The sequence below is a fragment of the Pseudarthrobacter sp. fls2-241-R2A-168 genome (assembly GCF_030209335.1).
Taxonomy (GTDB): domain Bacteria; phylum Actinomycetota; class Actinomycetes; order Actinomycetales; family Micrococcaceae; genus Arthrobacter.
In genome coordinates this window covers 238,102-259,920 of sequence record NZ_JARVSG010000010.1, presented here as the reverse complement: position 1 = coordinate 259,920, position 21,819 = coordinate 238,102, and the positions used below count along the sequence as shown (strand labels likewise).

Annotated in this window: 19 protein-coding genes, 1 tRNA gene and 1 riboswitch; of the genes, 9 read left to right on the top strand and 11 right to left on the bottom strand. The window is 65.4% G+C overall.

Annotated elements, in window-relative coordinates; translation table 11 throughout:
* Positions 1-421: 421 nt before the first annotated feature.
* Positions 422-952 carry an SRPBCC family protein gene (locus tag QRN11_RS08225; RefSeq protein WP_285250583.1) on the top strand — a complete coding sequence of 177 codons (531 nt, stop codon included), beginning with the start codon at positions 422-424 and terminating at the stop codon, positions 950-952.
* On the opposite strand, the gene QRN11_RS08220 is transcribed toward QRN11_RS08225, so the two are convergent.
* Both QRN11_RS08220 and QRN11_RS08215 read right to left on the bottom strand, forming a co-directional pair.
* Positions 949-1,983 (bottom strand): LacI family DNA-binding transcriptional regulator, encoded by a 1,035-nt coding sequence (locus QRN11_RS08220; RefSeq protein ID WP_285250582.1) that lies wholly within the window; start codon positions 1,981-1,983, stop codon positions 949-951. The two genes, QRN11_RS08225 and QRN11_RS08220, sit on opposite strands and share 4 nt — an antisense overlap.
* A gap of 2 nt (positions 1,984-1,985) precedes the next feature.
* On the bottom strand, positions 1,986-3,695 hold the full coding sequence (locus QRN11_RS08215) for a glycoside hydrolase family 13 protein (protein ID WP_285250581.1): 1,710 nt from the start codon (positions 3,693-3,695) through the stop codon (positions 1,986-1,988).
* 174 nt (positions 3,696-3,869) lie between these two features.
* On the opposite strand from QRN11_RS08215, the gene QRN11_RS08210 reads away from it, so the two are divergent.
* Positions 3,870-5,243: an FAD-binding oxidoreductase gene (locus QRN11_RS08210; protein ID WP_285250580.1), complete on the top strand. Its 1,374-nt coding sequence runs from the start codon at positions 3,870-3,872 to the stop codon at positions 5,241-5,243.
* 3 nt (positions 5,244-5,246) lie between these two features.
* Here the strand turns inward: QRN11_RS08210 and QRN11_RS08205 are convergent, their stop codons facing one another.
* From QRN11_RS08205 to QRN11_RS08190, 4 genes are all read right to left on the bottom strand, one after another.
* Positions 5,247-6,665, bottom strand: a complete 1,419-nt coding sequence (locus tag QRN11_RS08205; protein WP_091417162.1) for a DUF4032 domain-containing protein — start codon at positions 6,663-6,665, stop codon at positions 5,247-5,249.
* Between the two features lie 244 nt (positions 6,666-6,909).
* Complete coding sequence (locus QRN11_RS08200; RefSeq protein ID WP_091417165.1) at positions 6,910-7,992, bottom strand: ABC transporter ATP-binding protein; 1,083 nt, start codon at positions 7,990-7,992, stop codon at positions 6,910-6,912.
* A 218-nt stretch (positions 7,993-8,210) separates the two neighbouring features.
* The gene (otsB, locus tag QRN11_RS08195) at positions 8,211-9,038 is read right to left on the bottom strand and encodes a trehalose-phosphatase (protein WP_285250579.1); all 828 of its coding nucleotides are present in this window, start codon (positions 9,036-9,038) and stop codon (positions 8,211-8,213) included.
* Positions 9,028-10,527, bottom strand: coding sequence for an alpha,alpha-trehalose-phosphate synthase (UDP-forming) (locus tag QRN11_RS08190; RefSeq protein ID WP_091417169.1), 1,500 nt, complete (start codon positions 10,525-10,527; stop codon positions 9,028-9,030). Before QRN11_RS08190 ends, otsB begins: the two co-directional genes overlap by 11 nt.
* A gap of 179 nt (positions 10,528-10,706) precedes the next feature.
* Here QRN11_RS08190 and QRN11_RS08185 point away from each other — a divergent pair, with 179 nt between their 5' ends.
* Entirely contained in the window at positions 10,707-11,594 is an 888-nt protein-coding gene (locus QRN11_RS08185) for a DsbA family protein (RefSeq protein ID WP_285250578.1), read from the top strand.
* A gap of 175 nt (positions 11,595-11,769) precedes the next feature.
* Positions 11,770-11,843, top strand: a tRNA-Thr gene (locus tag QRN11_RS08180).
* A gap of 35 nt (positions 11,844-11,878) precedes the next feature.
* On the opposite strand, the gene QRN11_RS08175 is transcribed toward QRN11_RS08180, so the two are convergent.
* A complete protein-coding gene (locus tag QRN11_RS08175; RefSeq protein WP_285250577.1) occupies positions 11,879-13,300 on the bottom strand; it encodes an FAD-binding oxidoreductase in 1,422 nt (473 codons plus the stop codon).
* A gap of 191 nt (positions 13,301-13,491) precedes the next feature.
* Here QRN11_RS08175 and QRN11_RS08170 point away from each other — a divergent pair, with 191 nt between their 5' ends.
* The 3 genes from QRN11_RS08170 to QRN11_RS08160 all read left to right on the top strand — a co-directional run bounded on the left by QRN11_RS08170 (position 13,492) and on the right by QRN11_RS08160 (position 14,923).
* Positions 13,492-13,695, top strand: a complete 204-nt coding sequence (locus QRN11_RS08170; protein WP_285250576.1) for a hypothetical protein — start codon at positions 13,492-13,494, stop codon at positions 13,693-13,695.
* A 92-nt stretch (positions 13,696-13,787) separates the two neighbouring features.
* Entirely contained in the window at positions 13,788-14,090 is a 303-nt protein-coding gene (locus QRN11_RS08165) for a DUF4193 domain-containing protein (RefSeq protein ID WP_050056290.1), read from the top strand.
* A gap of 284 nt (positions 14,091-14,374) precedes the next feature.
* Entirely contained in the window at positions 14,375-14,923 is a 549-nt protein-coding gene (locus tag QRN11_RS08160) for an AMIN-like domain-containing (lipo)protein (RefSeq protein ID WP_091417178.1), read from the top strand.
* A gap of 70 nt (positions 14,924-14,993) precedes the next feature.
* Here the strand turns inward: QRN11_RS08160 and QRN11_RS08155 are convergent, their stop codons facing one another.
* The 3 genes from QRN11_RS08155 to QRN11_RS08145 are packed head-to-tail and all read right to left on the bottom strand — an operon-like array spanning position 14,994 to position 18,642.
* The gene (locus tag QRN11_RS08155) at positions 14,994-16,547 is read right to left on the bottom strand and encodes an APC family permease (RefSeq protein WP_285250575.1); all 1,554 of its coding nucleotides are present in this window, start codon (positions 16,545-16,547) and stop codon (positions 14,994-14,996) included.
* On the bottom strand, positions 16,544-17,569 hold the full coding sequence (locus QRN11_RS08150; RefSeq protein ID WP_285250586.1) for an agmatine deiminase family protein: 1,026 nt from the start codon (positions 17,567-17,569) through the stop codon (positions 16,544-16,546). The genes QRN11_RS08155 and QRN11_RS08150 overlap by 4 nt, the downstream gene beginning before the upstream one ends.
* A gap of 44 nt (positions 17,570-17,613) precedes the next feature.
* Positions 17,614-18,642 (bottom strand): nitrilase-related carbon-nitrogen hydrolase, encoded by a 1,029-nt coding sequence (locus QRN11_RS08145; protein ID WP_285250574.1) that lies wholly within the window; start codon positions 18,640-18,642, stop codon positions 17,614-17,616.
* Positions 18,643-18,858: 216 nt separating this feature from the next.
* Here QRN11_RS08145 and QRN11_RS08140 point away from each other — a divergent pair, with 216 nt between their 5' ends.
* A complete protein-coding gene (locus tag QRN11_RS08140; protein WP_285250573.1) occupies positions 18,859-19,338 on the top strand; it encodes a Dps family protein in 480 nt (159 codons plus the stop codon).
* A gap of 100 nt (positions 19,339-19,438) precedes the next feature.
* On the opposite strand, the gene QRN11_RS08135 is transcribed toward QRN11_RS08140, so the two are convergent.
* Complete coding sequence (locus QRN11_RS08135) at positions 19,439-21,019, bottom strand: MFS transporter (RefSeq protein WP_285250572.1); 1,581 nt, start codon at positions 21,017-21,019, stop codon at positions 19,439-19,441.
* Between the two features lie 66 nt (positions 21,020-21,085).
* Between QRN11_RS08135 and QRN11_RS08130 the strand changes: the two genes are divergently transcribed.
* Entirely contained in the window at positions 21,086-21,625 is a 540-nt protein-coding gene (locus tag QRN11_RS08130) for a TetR/AcrR family transcriptional regulator (protein WP_091417920.1), read from the top strand.
* 94 nt (positions 21,626-21,719) lie between these two features.
* Positions 21,720-21,818, top strand: a riboswitch (glycine riboswitch).
* Position 21,819: the final 1 nt, after the last annotated feature.

Below are 21,819 nucleotides of genomic sequence, written 5' to 3'. Positions count from 1 at the left end.
AGCGCCGATGGTACTGCACCCGGGAGGGTGTGGGAGAGTAGGTCACCGCCGGACATAAATTAAACAAGTAGGGCCCTGACAAGAGACGTCAGGGCCCTACTGTGCTTTAACCACCCAAACCATCTCTCACTCAGTGCGCCAAATAGCCGATCCCTCTCTCACCTAACGCGGCCTTTCCACGAATCCTCTCTCACTTGATGTGCTGTCAGCCCCAACGTTCTCTCATTTGATGTGGTTTTCGGCCGAGGTAAGACCCCGTCGGGCTGTCGGCCGCGTCAAGTGATTGAGCGTCACCAGAAAACCCGCATCAAGTGAAGGAGCGTCACCCTAGAAGCCGCATCAACTGATAGAGCGTCGCCCCAAAAGGCGCATCAAGTGAGCGAGCGTCCGGGGGAGGGCTGGACGGGTAGAGTGGGGCACCATGAACAGCCTCTTCAGCCACGGCGCCGAGCCGTTTGGAAGTGATAACCAGCCGGCCCTTGAGCTCCTGGAACCGGTGGTCAACACCATTACCGTTCCGGGCACCGTGGCCCACGCCTTCGCCGGCTTCACGGACCATACGCACCTCTGGTGGCCGTTGGAATCATTCGGCGTCTACGGTGCAGCGTCCTACGTTGAGTTTGAGGAGAACCTCATCCTCGAAACGGCTGACGACGGCCGGACCAGCATCTGGGGAACCCTCGACGATTGGCAGCCGCCTTTGTCCTTCCATGCCACCTGGCACCCGGGATCCACAGCGCTCTGGTCCACCGAGCTTCGGGTGGCCTTCCGGGCCGTAGGGGAGGGCACCGAGGTGCGGGTTTTCCACGAAGGCTGGGAAGGGGCCGAGGATCCCGCCGCCGAGCGTCAACGGTACGTGGAGGCGTGGCCGGACATCCTGGCCAGGTTTGCCCGCTTTATGGGCGCTCCGGAAGAAGACGCCAAGAACGCCAGCGGGAACCAGGACCGCTAAGGGCCGGCCGGGGGCACAGCTGTACTCGTCCTGATAACAAACTCGGTGGGGAACTCCTGATCAGCTGGCACCGGTCCATCATCGGAACCATTCGGTCCACCCTCAAGCAATTGCAGTGCAGTGGCGGCCGCCAGGACTCCTTGCCTGCGGGGATCCTGGTCCACGGTGGTCAGTCCGAACGTCTCGCCCAGTTCGTGGCCGTCCATCCCAACTACTGAAAGATCCCGCGGAACCTGCAATCCAAAGTCCCGGGCGGCGAGAATGGTACCCACCGCCATTTCGTCGGAAGCTGCAAAAATCGCCGTGGGCCGATCCGTGGCACCGCCCAGCAGCCGGCGTGCCGCCGCGTAGGCGCCCTGGACAGTGAAGTCAGCGGTGATCTGCCACTCCGGCCGGATTCCCAAGCCAGCTGCCGCCATGGCCTTTTGGTATCCGCCCTGGCGGATGCCGGGCAGCTTAAAGTCCTGGTTCAGCGCCGCGTCGCCGGTGACGTGGCCTATCCGGGTGTGGCCAAGCCGGATCAAATGGTCAGTCGCCATCCACGCCAGCCGTTCGTCGTCGATCCTGATGGTGGAAGCCCCCGGCAAGGTGCCACCGATACCCACAATGGGGCGGTGCACAGCCAACAGTTGCTGGATTTCGCCGTCCGTCAGCACCAGTGCTACCGCAATGACCGCATCCAGGCGCTTCCTGAGCAGGAAATCGTTGAGCACACTGTGCCGGCGCTCGGGTTTGTCGCCCACGTTGTACAGAGTGAGGTCATAGCCGGCATCCAGCAGGGTCTCAGAGACGCCTTCCAGGACTGAGGAGAAGTACCACCGGTGAATGGACGGGACCACCAGGCCGATGTTGTGGTTCCGGCCGGAGGCAAGGCTGGCCGCGTGATAGGACGGGACGAATCCCAGTTCCCCCGCCGCTTCCATCGCCAGCTTCCGGCTCTTCGCAGAGACATTGGGCTTGCCGCTCAACGCCCGCGAGACGGTGGCAATGGACAGCCCTGCCCTGTCGGCGACGTCCTTGATACCCGCCATACTCAGGGAGCGGAAGTGAGGCTGATCCAGGCGGTCTCGCCAGACGCCAGCAGGCCCTCCGGCCCGGACGGAATGCTCCGGACCAAGACCTGTCCGGCAGGCATTTCCAGCGGTTCGTGGTTGAGGTTCATAAGCACCAGCGTAGTGCCGTTGACATACCCCAAGGATGAGCCGGTGCACCAATCCTCGGCCCAGGCCAGGGATCCCCGCCCCAGGTCCAGCTCGCGGCGCACCGCCAGCATGTTCCGGTAAAGAGCAAGGTGCGACGACGGTGACCCGGCCTGTACGTCCCGCGCCAAGTCCCCAAACGAAGCAGGAAGGGGCAGCCAGGGGTCCTCACCGTGGCCGAAGCCAAGGTGGGGCTCGCCGGCGCGCCACGGCAGCGGAACGCGGCAGCCGTCCCTGCCCAGCCGTTCCCCGCCGGTACGGGCGAACGTGGGGTCCTGGCGGAGGTGTTCCGGAATGTCGACGCCGTCGGGCAGGCCCAGCTCTTCACCCTGGTAGACATACGCCGCGCCGGGCAGCCCCAGCATAAACAGCGATGCGGCCGCGGCGCGCTGCCGTCCCAGTGCGATGTCCGGCTGCGGATCCGCAGGGCCGATGCCGTCGCCGTCGCGGGGGCCCTGCCCGTTGTACCCGAAGCGGCTGGCATGCCGGACGACGTCGTGATTGGAAAGCACCCAAGTGCTGGGAGCCCCAACGCCGTCAAGAACGGTAAGGGAGTCAGTGATCACCGAACGCAGCCGGTACACGTCCAGCCCGGCGTGCAGGTACGGGAAATTGAAGGCCTGATGCATTTCGTCCGGCCTGACCCAGTGCGCCAGCCGGGGAAGGTCAACGCTAGCTTCCGCGCACAGGATCCGGTCGGGACCGTAGCCGTCCAGGATCTGACGCCACGTGCGGTAGATGTCGTGGATGGCCGGCTGGCCGAACATCGGCGCTTCGTGCCCCGGGAAGCCGTCTGAGCTTCCGCCGTCGGGCCGTCCGCCCCAGGCGGGGAGACCGGGCGCCTTGACCAGCGCGTGCGCCACATCCACCCGGAAACCGGAAACACCGCGGTCCAGCCAGAACCGCAGGATCCGTTCGAACTCGCTGTGCACGGCAGGGTTGTCCCAGTTGAAGTCCGGCTGGGAGGAATCGAAGAGGTGCAGGTACCACTGGTCCGGCTGGCCGTCGGGACCGGTCACCCGGGTCCAGGCGGGGCCGCCGAAGTGGGACTGCCAGTTGTTGGGCGGCTCGTGTCCCTCGGGGCCGGTGCCGTCCCGGAAGATAAACATGTCCCGCTCGGGGCTGCCCGCAGGCGCAGCCAAGGCTGCCTGGAACAGCGCGTGCTGGTCGGAGCAGTGGTTGGGAACGAGGTCCACGATCACCCGCAGGCCCAGCCGGTGGGATTCGGCCATCATCACGTCGAAGTGCCCCAGGGTGCCGAAGATCGGGTCCACGTCGCAGTAGTCGCTGACGTCGTACCCGGCGTCGCGCTGTGGGGACCGATAGAAGGGGGACAGCCACACGGCATCCACACCAAGGTCCGCCAGGTGGGGGAGCTCCTCGGTGATGCCTGCGAGGTCTCCCACGCCGTCGCCATTGAGGTCCCGGAACGAGCGGGGGTACACCTGGTAGATCACGGCAGACCGCCACCAGCCCGGCTGGTTGTCGGAAGCGTGGATCAGGGTCAGCGGACCCGCGGCGGGTGTCAAAGTTTCGACAGACATAGGCCCCAGCTTAGGCGGTCGACGACCTTCATGGAAACGCTTCCATCACTATTTTAGAGCCCGTTTCAACGCAGATTAGCGTTTCCGCTGGTCAGGACTGGAAGCGCTTGCAGAAGTGTTACGGGAAGAGACCCATAAACTGATGGAAAACGTGCGACGGCGGATGGAGGCTTCGTGGGAAGCGTGGCAGTTGAGGAGCTGGAGGCGAGCCTGGCGAGTGGTCAGGTGGACCGGGAAGAGACCACGCTCATCCGGTATGCGGTGGACCAGGCGCCGATCCTTGACTACCAGCTCCCGTTGGCCGTGGTGTTTCCGGAGTCGGTGGAAGATGTCCAGGCAGTAGTGCGGATCTGTGCCGCCGGCAAGGTGGCACTGGTGCCCCGCGGGGCGGGAACTGGGGTTTCCGGCGGAGCCCACGCGACGAAGGACTGCGTCATCCTCTCCCTCGAGCGGATGGACCGGATCCTTGCGCTGAACCCGGATGATGAAACAGCTGTGGTGGAGCCGGGGGTCATCAACGCCGTCCTAAACGAAGCAGCAGCCGAACATGGACTGATGTACGCGCCGGACCCCGCCAGTTTCCGCAGTTCCACCATCGGCGGAAACGTGGCGACGAACGCCGGCGGGCTCCGGTGCGCAAAATACGGCGTCACCCGCGACTCAGTGCTTGCGCTGGACGTGGTCCTGGCGGACGGATCACTCCTGCACACGGGCCACCAGACGTTCAAGGGCGTGGCCGGGTACGATCTCACGGGCCTCTTCGTGGGGTCGGAAGGAACGCTGGGCATCGTGGTGGGCGTAACGGTGCGCCTCAAGTACCTCCCCCGGGAAGTGCACACCATCGCTGCCTTCTACCCGGACTTCCGGCAGGCCGCGGCCGGCGTCCTGGCCGTGGGCAGGGCGCGGGTCCAGCCCGCCATCATGGAATTGCTCGACGGCGGCACGCTGGCACAACTGGACGACATCCATGGGTCAGACCTCGCCGCCCGGGGCCGCTCCCTGCTTCTGGTCCAGACCGACGGCTTCGGCGCCGCCGCCGAGGCCCGGATGGTCCGGGAGGTCCTGGCAGCGGGCGGTGCTACCGTCACCACCGAAGCCAGTGCCGAAGCGGAACGGCTCGTGGAACTGCGGCGCCACAGCCGGGGCGTGGAAGTGGACGACGAGTACCGGGTGGGGGAGGATGTGGCCGTTCCCCGGTCCCGCCTGGTGGATTACGTGGCCGCCCTGGAGACCATGGCCGTGGAGCACGCCGTGCACCTCAAAGTGGTGGCGCACGCCGGCGACGGGAACCTCCATCCCACGTTCTGGATCGACCGGAAGGACAAAGCGGTGGACGAGGGAGCACTGGAGCGGCTCCACCGGGCCCTGGATGAGTCCATTACGGCCGCGCTGGGCATGGGCGGCACCATCACCGGCGAGCACGGCGTGGGGCAGTACAAACTGCGGTGGCTCGGGCAGGAGCAGCCGGAACCGCTGCGGGAACTCCAGCGCCGGATCAAGGACCTGTTCGATCCCGCCGGCATCCTCAACCCGGGAAAGGCGATTTAGGGATTAATCATCCACGTCGGGGTATTCGTCGATGGATTCCTCGTCGCCGTAACGGGATTCTTCCGTCTCCACCTCGAGGATCTTCAGCAGCCCGGTGGGCGGGTTCAGCATAATGGCCGCCTCGTCCCGGCGGTGCCGCAGGATGGAGTCGATGTAGCTCTGCACGGCCTCGGCGAGGGGGATGTGCCGTTCCTGTTTTTCTGACATGTACCAGCGGTGTTCGAGGACCTCGTGCACCACTTCGGCCGGCTCCAGCTTGCCGGACAGGTCCCGCGGAATCGACCTCACGATGGGCTCAAAGACCTGGCTGACCCACAGGTGGGCGCTGTATTCCTCATCCATGTCCGGGTTGTTGTCCGCCCGGAAGGTATCCATGTCGTTGAGGAGGCGGCGCGCCTGGTTCTCCTGGGCGTCCAGGCCGGTCAGCCGCAGCAGGCGCCTCATGTGGTGCCCGGCGTCAACCACCTTGGGCTGCAGTTGGATGGTGGAGCCGTTCTGGGTGGTCTTGATGGCGTACTCTTCGACGTCGAAGCCGAGTTCGTTCAGCCGGCGGATGCGGGCACCCACCCGCCAGCGTTCGCCCAGTTCAAAGGATTCCTTCTCCGTCAGCTCAGCCCACAGGCGCCGGTAGCTGTCCATGATCAGCTCGCTGGTGGCCACGGGATCCACCTTCTCCTCGATCAAGCCGCCGTCCAGCAGGTCCATCAATTCACCGGCGATGTTCACGCGGGCGATTTCGAGATCGTACTCGCGCTGGCCGGTGGAAAGGTCCGGATACAGCTCGCCGGTTTCTGCATCCACCAGGTAGGCGGCAAACGCGCCTGCATCGCGGCGGAACAGGGTGTTGGACAAGGAAACGTCGCCCCAGTAGAAGCCAATCAGGTGCAGCCGTACCAGCAGAAGCGCCTGCGCGTCGATGAGCCTGGTGAGGGTGTCCTTGCGGAGCATCTGGGAGAAGAGGGCCCGGTAGGGCATGGAGAACTTCAGGTGCCGCGTGACCAGGACGGGGTTCAGCGGCTTTCCGTCCAGCGTGGTGCGGCCGGTGATCACGGCCACCGGCTCCACGCACGGAACATCCAGCCGGGCCAGCTTGCGGAGCATGTGGTACTCGTGCCGGGCAACGTGCTCGGAGGTTTCCTTGATGGCGATGACCGAACCGCCCAGGTGGGCGAAGCGGACGATGTGCCGGGAGATGCCGCGGGGAAGGGCGGCCAGGTTTTCAGCCGGCCAGTCCTCCAGCGCGATGTGCCACGGCAGGTCCAGCAGCTCGGGGTCGGCCGCTGCTGCCGTGATGTTCAGGGAGCTGGCTGCCGAGGCGACCTTGCCGTCGTCGGCACTCGCGGCCACAAACCGCGGCAGTTTGCCTACCTGCGCATAGTCGGTGGGTTCGTCGTGCCACTGGGCGCTGTATTCCTCGGTCATGCGTCAATTCTTCCGTAGATAGGCGCGGCCAGCTAATTCTTCTGCGGGCACGGTTAAAGGCCGACGGCGGCCCGCACCATTGCGAAAAGGTGCGGGCCGCCGTCAGCTTCATGCGGTATTACCTTGGGCCCACGCCGGCAGGGTTCCCTGGCCGAAGCGGAGCGAGGTTAGGGTGCGGGTTGGGCCCACGCCGGCAGGGTTCCCTGACCGAAGCGGAGCGAGGTTAGGGTGCCGGTGGGGAGGACTAGTCGCCCAGGCGCAGGCCGGTCTTGGTGTCGAACAGGTGCACGTGGCCCGACTGGGGACGGACGTAGATGGACTCGCCCTTCATCGGAGGGCGGCGGCCGTCGACGCGTGCCACGATGTCGTGGTCCTTGCCGTCAAGCGTGGTGTGGCCGTAGACGTAAGCGTCGGCACCCAGCTCTTCGACGACGTCGACCTCTACCTTCAGGCCTTCGCCGTGCGGAGCGGTCTCAAGGTCCTCGGGACGTGAACCGAGGGTCACGGTGGAGCCGTGTGCCTCTTCGAGGACGTCACGCGGCACGGGGTAAACGGTGCCGCCGAACTGGACGCCGCCGTCGACAACGGGCAGTTCCAGCAGGTTCATGGCGGGGGAGCCGATGAAGCCGGCGACGAAGACGTTCTTCGGGCGGTCGTAGAGGTTGCGCGGGGTGTCCACCTGCTGCAGGAGGCCATCCTTCAGCACGGCAACGCGATCGCCCATGGTCATGGCCTCGACCTGGTCGTGCGTCACGTAAACAGTGGTGACGCCCAGGCGGCGGGTTAGGGATGCGATCTGGGTGCGGGTCTGCACGCGGAGCTTGGCGTCCAGGTTGGACAGCGGCTCATCCATGAGGAATACCTGCGGGTTACGGACGATTGCGCGGCCCATGGCAACACGCTGGCGCTGGCCGCCGGAGAGTGCCTTCGGCTTGCGGTCCAGGTAGGGCTCGAGGTCAAGGAGCTTGGCGGCTTCACGGACGCGCTCGGCACGCTCTTCCTTGGAAACGCCTGCAATCTTCAGGGCGAAGCCCATGTTGTCGGCCACAGTCATGTGCGGGTACAACGCGTAGTTCTGGAAAACCATTGCGATGTCGCGGTCCTTCGGGGGAACGTCGGTGACATCGCGGTCGCCAATGAGGATCCGGCCTGCGTTGACGTCCTCGAGGCCTGCGAGCATGCGCAGGGAGGTGGACTTACCGCAACCGGAGGGTCCAACGAGGACCAGGAATTCGCCATCGGCGATGTCGATGTTGAGCTTATCGACGGCGGGCTTTTCTGTGCCCGGGTACAGACGCGTAGCGTTATCAAAAGTAACTGTAGCCACAGTTATCAATCCCTTCACCGGCAGGTACGTGCCGGACGATCCGTTGTGAATGGTTCATGTTTGTTCAGTTATGTGCTGCAGATGCTTCCCGGCCGAGGCCAGAAGCCACCGAGTGACGCCGCACGGTTCTTGTGCGCCACATCACAGATGAAGAGTATGTCAGATAGTGTTCGAATTGGTGCAAATGTTACGAACGTCACAAGTGAGCTTGGTAACCCTCACCCTTCCGGATCTTCCTCTGCCACGGCAAGGCTCCGTTCCTGGAGCAGCACTTCGAGCAGTTCTGCCACATGGACAGGAGCCTCCACCCGGTACTGCGCCTGGGTGAAATCAAGGCCCACTTTGACCCCGACATCACCGGACTCCAGCCGCGCGAGTGCGTCCTCGTCCGTGGTGTCGTCGCCGGCGAACAGGACGGCGCTGGCGCCGCTGATCTGCCGCAGGAACGTGACGCCCTCGCCCTTGGACGCGTTCACCACGGAGGTTTCCAGGACCCGTTTTCCGTCCTTGAGGAAAACGCCTTTGCGGTCCTGCAGCAGCGAGCGTGCTGCGGCCACGGCGTCCTCTGCCACGTCGTCGGGCGCCTGGCGGGTGTGCAGTACTACGCCGGCCGGCTTGTCCTCCAGCATGGTGCCGGGTGCCTCCGCAACGATGCCGGCGAGGATGCTGCGCACCTCGGCGAGGAGTGCTTTCTGCTCATCGTCCAGTTCCAGCCCGGCTGATCCCGGGCCCAGCCACGCTTCTGCCCCGTGGCTGCCGATCAGCAGTGTGTCAACCGGTGGCGAGGCGACCTTGCGCAGGCTGGCGAGGGCACGCCCGGAGATGAGTGCCGTCGTCGTACGCGGCAGCACGGCGAGCCCGGCGAAAGCCGTGGCGGCCCGGGGAAGCGGCCGCGCGTCGTCGGCATGCCCCACGATGGGCGCCATGGTTCCGTCGAAGTCCATGGCCACCAGCAGGTGCTCTGTCCCGGCGATGGTGCGAATGGCTTCGCGCAGCTCCGGCGTCAGCGCCAGCTTGCCGTTGCCGGCCCGGCTCTCAGGTGTCATCACGGACCACTTTCTCCTTCAGGGCCTGCAGGAAATCGGCAGACCAGTAGTCCACGTCGTGCTCAAGGATCTGCTTGCGCATGGCCCGCATCCGCCGCGACGCGTCCCGGGGGGACATCTCCACGGCGCGCATGATCGCGTTCTTCAGCCCGTCGATATCGTGCGGATTCATCAGCAGGGCCTGCTTGAGCTGGTCGGCTGCGCCGGCGAACTCGCTGAGCACCAGCGCGCCGTCGTTGTTGGTGCGGGCCGTCACATACTCCTTGGCCACCAGGTTCATGCCGTCCCGCAGGGCCGTGACCAGCATGACGTCGGCGGCCAGGTACAGGGCCACCATCTCCTCCACGGGGTAGCTGTGGTGCAGGTAGCGGACAGCGGTGTTCTCGAGGGTGTCGTAAGTGCCGTTGATGTGGCCCACAGTGCCCTCCACCTCCTCGCGCAGGAGCCGGTACTGCTCAACGCGTTCCCGGCTGGGGCTGGCCACCTGGATCAGGGTGGCGTCGCTGACGGACAGCCTGCCGTCGGCCAGGAGCTCCTCGAAGGCCTTGAGCCGGTGCCGGATGCCTTTGGTGTAGTCCAGCCGGTCCACACCCAGCAGGATGGTTTTCGGGTTGCCGAGGTCCTGGCGGATCTGCCGCGCGCGCTCGATGATCTCCGGCTTCGCGGCCAGCTCGCTGATCTGCTGGACGTCAATGGAGATGGGGAACGCCTGGGCCCTGGCGATGTGGGTGATTTCCCCGTCCTTGCCCTTGACGTGGACCTGCTGCTGCTTGACGCTCGCGCCCAGGAAGCGACGGGCAGAGCGCATGAAGTTGCCCGCGTCGCTCGGCCGCTGGAAGCCCACAAGGTCAGCGCCGAGGAGTCCGTCGATAATGGCCTGGCGCCAGGGCAGCTGGGCGAAGATCTCCGGCGGCGGGAACGGGATGTGGTTAAAGAACCCGATTTTGAGGTCGGGCCGCGCTTCACGGAGCATCCGCGGCACCAGCTGCAGCTGGTAGTCCTGGATCCAGACGGTGGCGCCGTCGTCGGCATGGCGAACGACGGCGTCGGCGAACCTTTTGTTCACCGAGCGGTAGGCGTCCCACCAGGTCCGGTGGAATTCCGGCGGGGCGATGACGTCATGGTAGAGCGGCCACAGGGTGGCGTTGGAGAAGCCTTCGTAGTAGAGCTCGACATCATCGGCGCTGAGCTGGACGGGCACCAGGTCCATGCCGCCGTGGCTGAACGGGTCCACGGTCTCATCGGGGGCGCCGTGCCAGCCGACCCACGCGCCGTCGGTTTTGGTCATCATGGGTGCCAGCGCCGTCACGAGTCCGCCGGGGGAGCGCCGCCAGCCGGAGTCGTCGTCGCCTTCGCCGGGGGCGACCCGGTCCACGGGCAGCCTGTTCGAGACCACCATAAAGTCGTACTTGGTCTCGGCGCTGTGGCCCGCGCCGGCGGCGCCGGATGCGGCTGCGGTGGCGGGTTTTTCCTGGACGGGTGTTTGCATTGCTGCCCCCTGGGGTTGCTTGTGCCTCTTAGCCCACCCTAACGGGACGGAAACTTCCATGCTATTCGTCCGTTGGTCAACCCGGAGGAATACTTGAAACCGCAAGCTCTCAGCTTTCTCCCCTAAAATGATGGGGTTGCCACGAACTGGTCCCCCTCGTCGATCGACCCAAGGAACACATGAGCCCCGCAAACGAAGTACGTAAGTCCAAGGCTGAGCGCACCGCGGAGGCCCGCGAGAAAGCGCGCCTGATCCGCGAAGCGCAGCTGAAAAAGGACAAGCGCAACAAGCTGCTGATCGGGTGGGGGATTGTGGCCGCCGTGGTGGCCATCCTGGTGGTGGTGGCACTGGTGGTGACCACCTCAATGAAGCAGAATGCGCCCATCGCCGACCAAGGGCCCACGCCGGCCAACGGGAATGTGCACGGCGGCGTCACGCTGCTGGCGAACACTGAAGTGGCCAAGCTGGACCCGGCCACTGTTGACGCAGCCGCTGTTGGCGCGCCGCCGCAGGCTGCTCCGGCCGAAGTGGTGGCTCCCGGGGCCGAGGCCGAGGCGGGCAAGCCGGTGAAGGTTGTGCTGTACATCGACTTCATCTGCCCGGTCTGCAAAAACTTTGAGGCCCAGTACAACGAGCAGCTCACGTCCCTGCGCAACGAGGGCAAGATTACGGTGGAATACCGCGCGCTCGGGTTCCTCGACAGCCGCTCCACCACGAATTACTCGTCCCGGGCTGCCAACGCCGCCGCCTGTGTTGTGAACGAATCGCCGGAGAAGTACGCGGAATTTGTGGATGCGCTCTTCGCCAACCAGCCTGCTGAAGGCGGCGCCGGGCTCTCGGACGACAAGCTCAAGAGCATGGCCTCGGACATCGGTGTTGACATCAGCAGCTGCGTGGACGAGAAGACCTACCGGCCGTTCGTGAAGTTCACCACGAAGGAAGCCTCGGCCATCGGCATCACCGGCACACCCACCGTTTTCGTGGAAGGCAAGCAGTGGGGCAAGGGTGAAAGCGCCCAGACCCCGTTCCCCGATTTCCTCCAGGCCGCGATCGACGCGAAGGCCTAAGGGTTTTCCAAGGGCCCGCTTTCCGGATCTGTTCCGGAAGGTGGGCCCTTTTGTTGCCCCCATTCCTCGCGCCCGGCGGTTCTCCCGGCCTTGAAGCAAGGCCGGCGTTTTTACCACCGGGAAGACTTGGGCTAACCTTATCTAGCGCCGTTGAGGCGCCCGTCCGTATGGGCATGCCTCCTTAGCTCAGTTGGCCAGAGCACCGCTCTTGTAAAGCGGGGGTCGTCGGTTCGAATCCGACAGGGGGCTCTATTTTTTGCCCCGGTGCCGGCCGCGCCGGCCTGCTAGCCGCCCGACGGCGGAATGTTGTGGTTCAGGCGCAGGAGATTCTGCGGGTCATATCGGTCCTTGAGGGCCACGAGGCGCTGGTACTTGTCCTGTCCGTAGGCGCTGCGGGCAGCGTCCGGCGCCTGCACTCCCACTTCCGCTCCCAGGAAGTTGACGTATTCGCCCTGCTCCGCGAATGGCTGCATTGTGGAGTAGGCCTTGCGGGCGAATGCTGTCAGCCGTTCGTCCTCGGCCGCGTCATGCCAGAACCCGTAAACGTTCAGCCAGTACCGCGCGGAGCGGTTGGGGAACGCCGTGTCGTCTTCCGGGACGCGGCCGAACGCACCCTCCAGGTGATGGATATCGATGCCCGTTCCCTCCCAGGCCAGCTCGGAAGCGAAGCCCAGTACGGCGTCCACCACCTCCTCGTCCAGGCGGGAGAACGAGACGTTCTTCCAGTAGCCGCGCGACCCCTTGGGGAAGACGGCGTCCATGGCGCTTTGCCATTCGGGCCACGACGTCGGTCCCACCTCCTCGCCGTCGGGCTGGGCAGCGGCGCGGAGCTTGTCCACCAGCGCCAGGCCTGCCTGCTGGTCTTCGGCAACCCAGGCGAATCCGACAGCCATCCACGGCTCGCTGCCCATGCCGAATTCGGCCGGGAGCACCAGGAACGACGTGATCGAGTTCATGTCGTCCGGTAGATCCCGGGTCCAGGCCTCGAAGGCGAGGAGGGCATTTCGCCAGTGCTCCGGCCGGTAAAAGAGGTTGCCGCCCAGCGGTGCGGCCGGCAGGGCGAGAGCGCGGAACGTGAAGGAGGACACCACGCCGAAGTTCCCGCCGCCGCCACGCACTCCCCAGAACAACTCCGGGTTCTCTTCCGCGCTGCCGTGCACGTGGTCGCCGGCAGGGGTGACCACATCCACGGAGTCCAGGTTGTCCAGGCTGAGCCCGCCGGTCCGGGTCAGCCAGCCTACGCCGCCGCCCAGGGTGAGTCCTGCCACTCCCGTTCCGCTGATAACCCCCAGGGGTACCGCAAGGCCATACGCGGCTGTGGCCCGGTCCACGTCCCCAAGGGTCGCTCCGGGCCCGACGACGACCCGCCTGCTTTGCGCATCGATCCGTACCTCCCGGAGGGCTCCCAGATCCAGGACCAGGCCGCCCTCGACCGTGCCGTGGCCGGCGATGTTGTGGCCGCCGCCGCGGACGGCCAGTGCGAGGCCGCTGCGCCGCGCACTGGCCAGGACCAGGTCAATATCGGAGACGGCTCCTGCCCTGGCGATGGCCCGCGGACGCAGATCGACCATGCCGTTCCACACCGCGCGGGCTTCGTCGTACAGGGGATCCTGGGGTTCGATCAACGATCCCTGCAGCTGCCCGCGCAACTCGTGCAGCGACTGCTGGACGTCCGGCTCCGGAAGGTTTTCATGAACTATGGCCATCGCTGATACTTCCAGATCAAAAGGCGGTAAGAATCCAGCAGGAATACCGATGCCGCGATTTTAGGATCGGCCTCTGGGCGGGTCAACAACTTCTTTTGAGGACTGCCTGTCGCCGTATTCGCGTGGGGGATTAATGTGCGTGAGACCGGGACGAAACGCACCCACAACAATGCCTGCGTAGCGTCGCCGGCATGACAACATCATTTCCCGCCCGTGTCCGGGCCTGGCTTGCAGATGCCTTCTACTTTGACACCCCGGGACAGGCTGCCGATGCGATGGCCGATGCCACGAGATGGGGGTGGCTGCCGGCCCTGAGTGGTGTGGCGGCAGGGGCGGACCAGGTCCGCCGAACCCATTCAGAAACCATCCCGGAACCCCGTGAATTGTCTGCTTGAACACACTATTGCGCGGGTGAGGGCATTATGACCTAAACTGCTTCACTGAGGTGCCTGAAATGGTGCTGTGCAGCAACGAAAGTGAACTCGCTATGGCTACCGATTACGATGCTCCACGCAAGCAAGAGGAAGAGTCTCCCGCCGATTCCCTGGAGGCCCTGCAGGCATCCCGCGGCGGCAACGCCCAGACCGCGGTGATCGACGTTGACGAAAACGACACGGCCGAGGGCATCGACCTGCCCGGCGCCGATCTTTCCAACGAGGAACTGACCGTCATCGTTGTTCCCGAGCAGTCGGACGAATTCACCTGCTCATCGTGCTTCCTGGTCCGTCACCGTTCCCAGGTGGCCCGCGAAAAGAACGGCATGAAGTATTGCCGCGAGTGCGAAGGCTAGAACCGCGACACACAACAGCGTAAAAACAGCGCCGGCCGCCCCTTGGGTGGCCGGCGCTGTTTCGTGGTTCCGGCACCGTTATCCGGCATAACGGCCGGGTCCAGAAACGGCACCGGAACGGTTAAGGAGAGCGGCAAAAGCCCGCGGGATTTACAGCGGCGTGATACGGATCCGGGGTTCCTTACGGTTGCACGCCGAAGCGGCCACAACCCTCGTTTCGGGCTCCCGGCACTCCTACGCTTGAGCTATCCAACCGCACCACTTCCCTCTGGATGGCACACACAATGAAGAAACTCCTCCTCTGGCTCACGGCGCTCCTCGCGGCCGCCGGGCTGGGAATCCTGGCACCGGGGCCCGCCTCGGCAGCCACCTCATATTGCGGTCTCGCATGGGGATCCCTGGCCAAGACCGGGCCAGATTTGAGCACCGCCTCCGTCACCAACGTCCGGACCGGGCAGCATTACTGCTTCGACCGGATGGTGGTTGACCTCAATGGCCCCGTCAAGGGCTACACGGTCCGGTACGTCCCGGAGATCATCCAGGACGGCTCGGGCTTCACCATTCCGGTGCAGGGCAGGGCACGCCTGCAGGTCACCGTGAACGCACCTTCGTACGACCAGAAGGGCAACGTCACCTACGCTCCCGCCGCCAAGGCTGAGCTGTCCAACGTGTCCGGCTACCAGACCTTCCGGCAAGTGGTTTATGCCGGAAGCTTCGAAGGCTACACCAGCGTTGGCCTGGGCGTCCGTGCCCGGCTGCCCTACCGGGTCCTGACGCTGGACGGCCCCGGTTCCGGTTCCCGCCTGATTGTGGACGTCGCCCACTTCTGGTGATGGAAACAAAAAAGGTGCCGCACCCCGTTGATCCGGGTTGCGGCACCTTTTTGCGTACGCTTGGGTTTTCCTATTCCGGGACCACCAGGGCCGGGGTGTCCTGCTTCAGGGTCTCACCGCGGAAGAACCGGGGCCGCAGCCGGGACATCACCAGCATGAACACTGCGCCTAGGGCCAGGATGCCCACTCCGAGGACGAACACCAGGCCCACCCCGAACACTTCCGAGCCACTGCCGAACTCCGGTGCCAGGCTGTCCACAGCCGTCTGGAAGAACACCACGAACAGGCCCACGCCACCCAGCACAGGGCAGAGGAACCGCAGCATGAAGTTGCGGAGGCTGCTGAAGACGCTGTTGCGGAAGTACCAGGCACAGGCGATCGCCGTCAGGCCGTAGTAGAAGCAGATCATCAGGCCCAGCGCCAGGATGGTGTCGTTCAGGACGTTTTCGCTGAGCACGTGCATCACTGCATAGAACCCCGCAGACAGGATGCCGGCGGCAACGGTGGCGTAGCCCGGCGTCGCAAACTTCCTGCTCACCCGGCTGAAGGGCTCCGGCAATGCCTCATAGTGGGCCATGGCCAGCAGGCTGCGCGACGGCGACATAAACGTGGACTGCAGCGACGCGGCGGAGCTGGACAGCACGGCGAGGGACATCAGGATGGCGAAGGGACCCATGATGGGGGAGGCCAGGGCCGTGAAGATGTTTTCGTGGTTTTCGGCGTTGTTCAGGCCGTTGCCGGTATCCCCGACGCCGGCGAACATCATGGTGGCGATGCTGACCAGGAGGTAGATGGCCAGGACGATGACGGCGGTCAGGGTGCCGGCCACTCCGGCGGTCTTCTTGCCGTTGGCCGTTTCCTCGTTGACGGTCAGGCAGACGTCCCAGCCCCAGTACACGAAGATTGACAGGGAGATGCCGGCGGCAATCTGGCCGAACGTCTCGATCTTCGTGACATCGAACCAGTCCCAGCTGAACGGGATGGCCGTTTCGGAGGTGGACCAGTTGGCGAAGGCCATGGCGACGAACAGTCCCAGGACCAGCAGCTGGAAGCCCACCAGGCTGTACTGCACCACCTTGGTGGTGTGCAGGCCGCGGTAGCTGACCCACACGGCCAGGGCTACGAACACAAAGCAGGTGAGGACGTTCAGCGGCTTGTTGTCAGCCAGGTCCGCCAGTTCCGGGGAACCCGTGAGCTGGGACAGGAATAGGTAGAAGAAGTCGACGGCGACCCCGGCCAGGTTGGACAGCACAATGATGTTGGCTGCCAGAAGGCCCCAGCCGCCCATCCAGCCGATCCAGGGGCCGAAGGCTTTGGTCACCCAGGTGAAGGTTGTGCCGCTGTCCGGGGAGTCGGCATTGAGCTCCCGGTACGCCAGTGACACCAGGATCATGGGGATAAACCCGATGAGGAAGATGACGGGCAGCTGCAGACCGGCTTCGTTGACGGTGGGTCCCAGTGCGCTGGTGAGCGTGTACGCCGGAGCGATGGTGGAGATGCCCAGGACAACGACGGCGAGGAGCCCCAACTGCCCGCCCTTCAGGCCCTTAGGGGAGACTCCGGAGGGGGTTGCCGGCTGTCCGGCTCCGCCGGCGGAGGCGCCGGTGCGGATGGTTTCTGTCATAACACCACTTTCTGGGAGGCAGCAGGCTGCTGTTGGGTGATGCAGTGGATCCCCCCGCCGCGGGCAAAAAGCTCACGTGCGTCGATGGCGACAATACGCCGTCCGGGGTAGGCCTCTGCGAGGATCTGCAGGGCCTTGTCGTCCTGGGGGTCGTTGAAGCTGCAGGCGATGACGCCGCCGTTGACCACCACGTGGTTGATGTAGCTGTAGTCCACGAAGCCGTCGTGGTCCCGCAGGGTTTCCGGGGCTGGGACTTCGATGATGTTCCACTGCCGCCCGGCGGCGTCGGTGGTGCCCCGGAGGAAGTCGATGATTTCCCGGGAGACCTCGAAGTCCGGGTGTTCCGGGTTTTCCTGCGAGTGGACCAGCAGCGTCCCGGGGGAGGGGATGGCGGCCACGATGTCCACGTGGCCGCGGGTACCGAACCTCTCGGAGTCCCTGGTCAGTCCGCGCGGCAGCCACACAACATGCGTGGCGCCGATGGTACGGGCCAGTTCCTGCTCGACGTCGGACCGGTTGAGGCCGGGATTGCGGCCGGGATCCAGCTGCACGGTCTCCGTGACGAGCACTGTTCCCTGGCCGTCCACCTGGATGCCGCCGCCCTCATTGACCAGTGCTGACACGATGTGGCGGGCGCCGGACCGGCCGGCCACCTCGCCGGCGATCAGGGCGTCCTTGTCCCACCGTGCCCAGTCCTGGCCGCCCCAGCCGTTGAATACCCAGTCCACGGCACCGAGCTGCCCGTCACCGTCCAGGACGAAGGTGGGGCCGATGTCCCGCATCCAGGCGTCATTGAGCGGGGCGGCAAGCACCTCGACGTCGGGGTGCAGGTACGCTGCGGCCCTTTCGACGTCGTCGGGGTCCACCACCATGGTGACCGGCTCGAACTCGACGGCGGCGTTCGCCACAGCTGCCCAGGTGGTCCTGGCCGCATGGGCGGCCTCAGTGGACTCGCCGAGCGTGTAGCCGCCGGCAGGGAATGCCATCCACAGCCGCTCCTGGCGGGCAGTCTCTGCAGGCATCCGCCACTGCGGAGAGGTGGCGGCGTCCAGGTGCGCGGCGGCGGTCACGAGCAGACCTCGGCGAAACCGCGCTCGCCGCCCAGGAGTTCATTCTGGCGGACCGGCTCGGTGAGGCGGCCATAGGTGTCCGGCCGGCGCGTTGCGAGGAACGGGAACAGGGTCAGCCAGTCCTTCCGCTGGTCCAGGTCCAGGTCCGCCACGAGCACAGCGGACTCATCCCGCGGAGCTTGGGCCAGGATGCGGCCGTAGGGGTCGGAGATGAAGGACGAACCGTAGAAGTTCAGTGTGCCTTCGCTGCCCCAGCGGTTCGGGGCGATCATAAAGAGGCCGTTGGCGATGCCGTTGCCCACAATGACCTGCTGCCACAGCGGCTGGGTATCGAAGTCGGGGTGGTCCGGTTCGGAGCCGATGGCGGTGGGGTACACCACGATGTCCGCCCCGCCCAGGGAGTACAGCCGGGCAACCTCGGGGAACCATTCGTCCCAGCAGGTGGGCATTCCCAGCTTCGCGCCGCCAAGTTCGGCGGGAGTGTGGACTTCGTAGGCGTCGGCGGCGGCCGGTCCCTGGCGGAAGAACTTGTCCTCGTAGTATCCGGCGGTGACGGGGATGTGGAGCTTGTGCGTCCTTGCCAGGAGCTCGCCGGCCGGGGAGACCAGGATGGCGGTGTTCAGCCCCAGGCCGTCGTCCTGGCCGTCCGGGTTCTCCGCACGCTGGTACAGGGACGCGTGGACGGATACCCCGTGGCGGCGGGAAGCTTCGGCGGCGAAGCGGAAGGTGGGACCGGTCAGCAGGTCCTCGGCGATGTCTGAGGGCCGGGTCCTGGTGGGTCCTTCGGAAGGGTCATTGTGCGGGCGGGTATCCGCGGGGTAGCGCGAAAGCGTCAGCTCGGGCAGGAAGACCACGGAGGCTCCCAGCCGGGCTGCCCGGCCGATGCCCTCGTCCAGTTCGGCTTCGAGGACGGCATTGTCCGCGTGCCACCGGTGCTGGACCACGCCGACGCGCAAGGCGGGCCGGGCGGACTGCGTTGTCCGGGCCAGGGAAGCGGGTGCGCCGAGGCAGGAAATTTCAATCATGTTTGCTACTCCAGTGAGACGACGGTCACTAAATGAATGACGTTCATTTAGTATGCGGTGCGACGGCTGCAGATGCAAGGGAAAATATGAATCACGTTCTTTTATGTCACCCAAGGCAGGGTTAGTAAGCTCACTGAGAAATTGCAGCAGGGGTTACCGCCTGCGGTATGGCGGGCTGATAGCGTCGGGAATTACTGGACCAATCGAGGAGGACGCATGAAAGCTTCACCGACACTGACCAACAACCTTCAGGTTGTGCTCGTGGACCTGATTGAACTGCACATCCAGGGCAAGCAGGCCCACTGGAACATCGTGGGAACCAACTTCCGCGACCTCCACCTGCAGTTGGATGAAATCGTGGACGCCGCCCGCCAGTTCGCCGACGATGCGGCCGAGCGGATGCGCGCGCTGCACGCCCTGCCGGACGGGCGGAGCTCCACGGTGGCGGAATCCACCAGCCTTGCCCCCTTCCCTGAGGGGCTCATCAACACCAAGGATGCGATCGAGCGCATCGTGGCCGCCCTGGAGGCAGCCGTGGGCACCATGCGCAAGGTCCATGACGAAGTGGACGAGGAAGACCCCACGTCGGCCGACCTCCTGCACGAATTCATTGCCAAGCTCGAGCAGTTCGCATGGATGGTCAACGCCGAGACGATGAAGGCCACAGCCAGCGTTACGGCGCCCGACTCAAAGTAGCCCACCGCGGCCCACTAGGCATTCGGCGCCCGGTGCCGGACTTCGAAAGTCCGGCACCGGGCGCTGTTTTTGTCTCGTCCGCCTGCCGGCATGCTTCCCCTTAGCCGGCCTTGGGCACCTTCCGCAGGACGACGGCGGCAAGTACTGCCGCCGTCGCCATCAGCACCAGCCCGATCGCCGCGGTGACATGAACTCCTGAGTCGAAGGCGGCGCCGGCAGCCTGCCGCAGGGCGTCGGCCATCGGAGCGGGAAGCCCCGCCGCCAGTTCCATGGCTCCGGCAAGGGTCTGCCCGGCGTGTGCAGCGCCCTGGCCGCTGGCGGCTTCGGCGATGCCGGCCGGTAGCCGCAGGTTGTGCTGGTAGGAGGCCGTGAGGATCGAGCCCAGCACCGCCGTGCCGAGCAGTGCACCAACTTCGTATCCGGTTTCGGAAATGGCCGACGCGGCTCCGGACTTCTCCGCCGGAACACTTCCGAGGATGAGGTCGTTGGAGATGGTCTCCGCCGTCCCCACTCCCAGCGCCAGGACCAGCAGGGCTGCCAGCAGGAGCACCGGGCCGTTCTCGTGGCTGCCGAATGCCACCAGGCTGTACCCGGCAGCGCTCATGGCGAGACCGGCGCCCACCACGAAGCCAGGGCGGATCTTCCGGACCAGCGGCACCACCGCGAGGCCCGCCACCACGGTGGCCACCAGGGCCGGAATCATGGCCACTCCTGCGGCCGAGGGGGACATGCCTTCAAGTAGTTGAAGGTGCTGGGCCAGGAAGAGGATAAAGCCGTTGAAGGAGAACAGGGCCAGGATGTTCGCCGTGATGGCCATGCTGAATACCCGGTTCCGGAACAGCGACATGTCCAGCAAGGGGCTGTCCAGCCGGTGTTGGCGGCGGACAAAGGCGGCGCCCATGGCCAGCCCGAAGGCGATGCTTCCCAGGGCCGCGGGGTTTGGTCCTTCGGTGGCGTACTCCTTGATGCCGTAGACCACCGGCACCATGGTCAACAGCGAAAGCAGGATGCTCGGCGCATCCACCCTGCCCGGGTTGGGGTCGCGGGACTCCGGAATAAACGCCGGGCCAAATGCCAGCAGCGGAAGCATGATGGGCACTGCCACCAGGAGGACTGCTCCCCACCAGAACTGTTCCACCAGCCAGCCGCCGAAGATCGGCCCCAGGGCGGCACCGCCGGAAAACCCGGCGGCCCAGATGGCGATGGCCAGCCGGCGGCGGTTGGGGTCCGGGAAGATGTTCCGGATCAAGGACAGCGTGGAGGGCATCAGCATGGCTCCGAAGAACCCCAGTGCGGCGCGGCCTGCGATCAGCCAGCCGGCGCTGGGAGCGAAAGCCGTTGCGGCTGACACTGCGGCGAAGCCGATGCTGCCGATGATCAGCAGCCGGCGCCGCCCGATCCGGTCACCCAGGCTGCCCATGGCAACCAGCAGCCCGGCCAGCACGAGCGGGTAGGCATCCACGATCCACAGCAGTTCGACGCCGGAGGTGTCCAGTGCCCGCGCTATCGCGGGCAGCGCGAACGTCAGTGCCGTGTTGTCGACGGCGACGAGGAGGACCGGGAACATCAGAAGCGCCAGCGCGAGCCAGTCGCGCCCCGCCCTCCGGGGTGAAACAGGTGCCTGACCCGCTGTGGCGTTCAGGCGGGTGTGGTTTTGCTGCGATGCGGAGGAAGCGGTCATCGTTTAACTATACCGTCCGGACGGTACAGTTAAGAAACCCGTTCCCGTCAATGCATGATTGGAACCATGGCCAGAAAACCCGTGGCGCGGGACGCAGTCCTCGATGCCTTTGAAGAACTCCTGATCGATGTGGGGGAGCGTGCCGCCACCCTGGACGCCGTGGCGAAGCGGGCAGGCGTCTCCAAGGGCGGGCTGCTGTACCACTTCCCCAACAAGGAAACGCTGATCGCGGCCACCCTTGAACGGCTGGACCGCCTGGCGGGGGAGGACCTTGACGCCATGGCGGCGGCACCGGAAGGGGCGGCCGCCTATTTCATCCGGTCATCGCTCTGGTCCGACACCCCCATGGACCGGTCCTTCGTCGCCGCCACGCGCCTGGCTGAAGTGGCCCACGAGGAAGCACGCCGCCGCTTCGCTGCGATCCAGCACCAGTGGCTGGAGCTCATCGGCAAGGATGTGGGCCCGGCCATGGCAAAAGCTGTCCTCTACATGGGGGACGGGCTGTACTTCAATGCCATGTGGGAGAGCGGGCCGTCCGGAAAGCCCGGAAGCCGGGAGGCGGATGTGAAGGAACTGCTGGCCGCCGTCGACCGGCTGCGGGGCTAGCCGTTCATTTGCCCGGGGGACGGCGGCGTAGGAGAATTGGTCCATGTGCCGGCCGTTCCGGCAGCCAGCAAAAACAACCTAATTGAATAGCCTTTGATCTGCGGCGGGAGAGTTCTGCCAGAAGGTACAAGCAGGCGCCGTAGGAGCAATACCTCCCCAGGAATCTCACAGGCCCATGTACCGCCGCGGCGAGG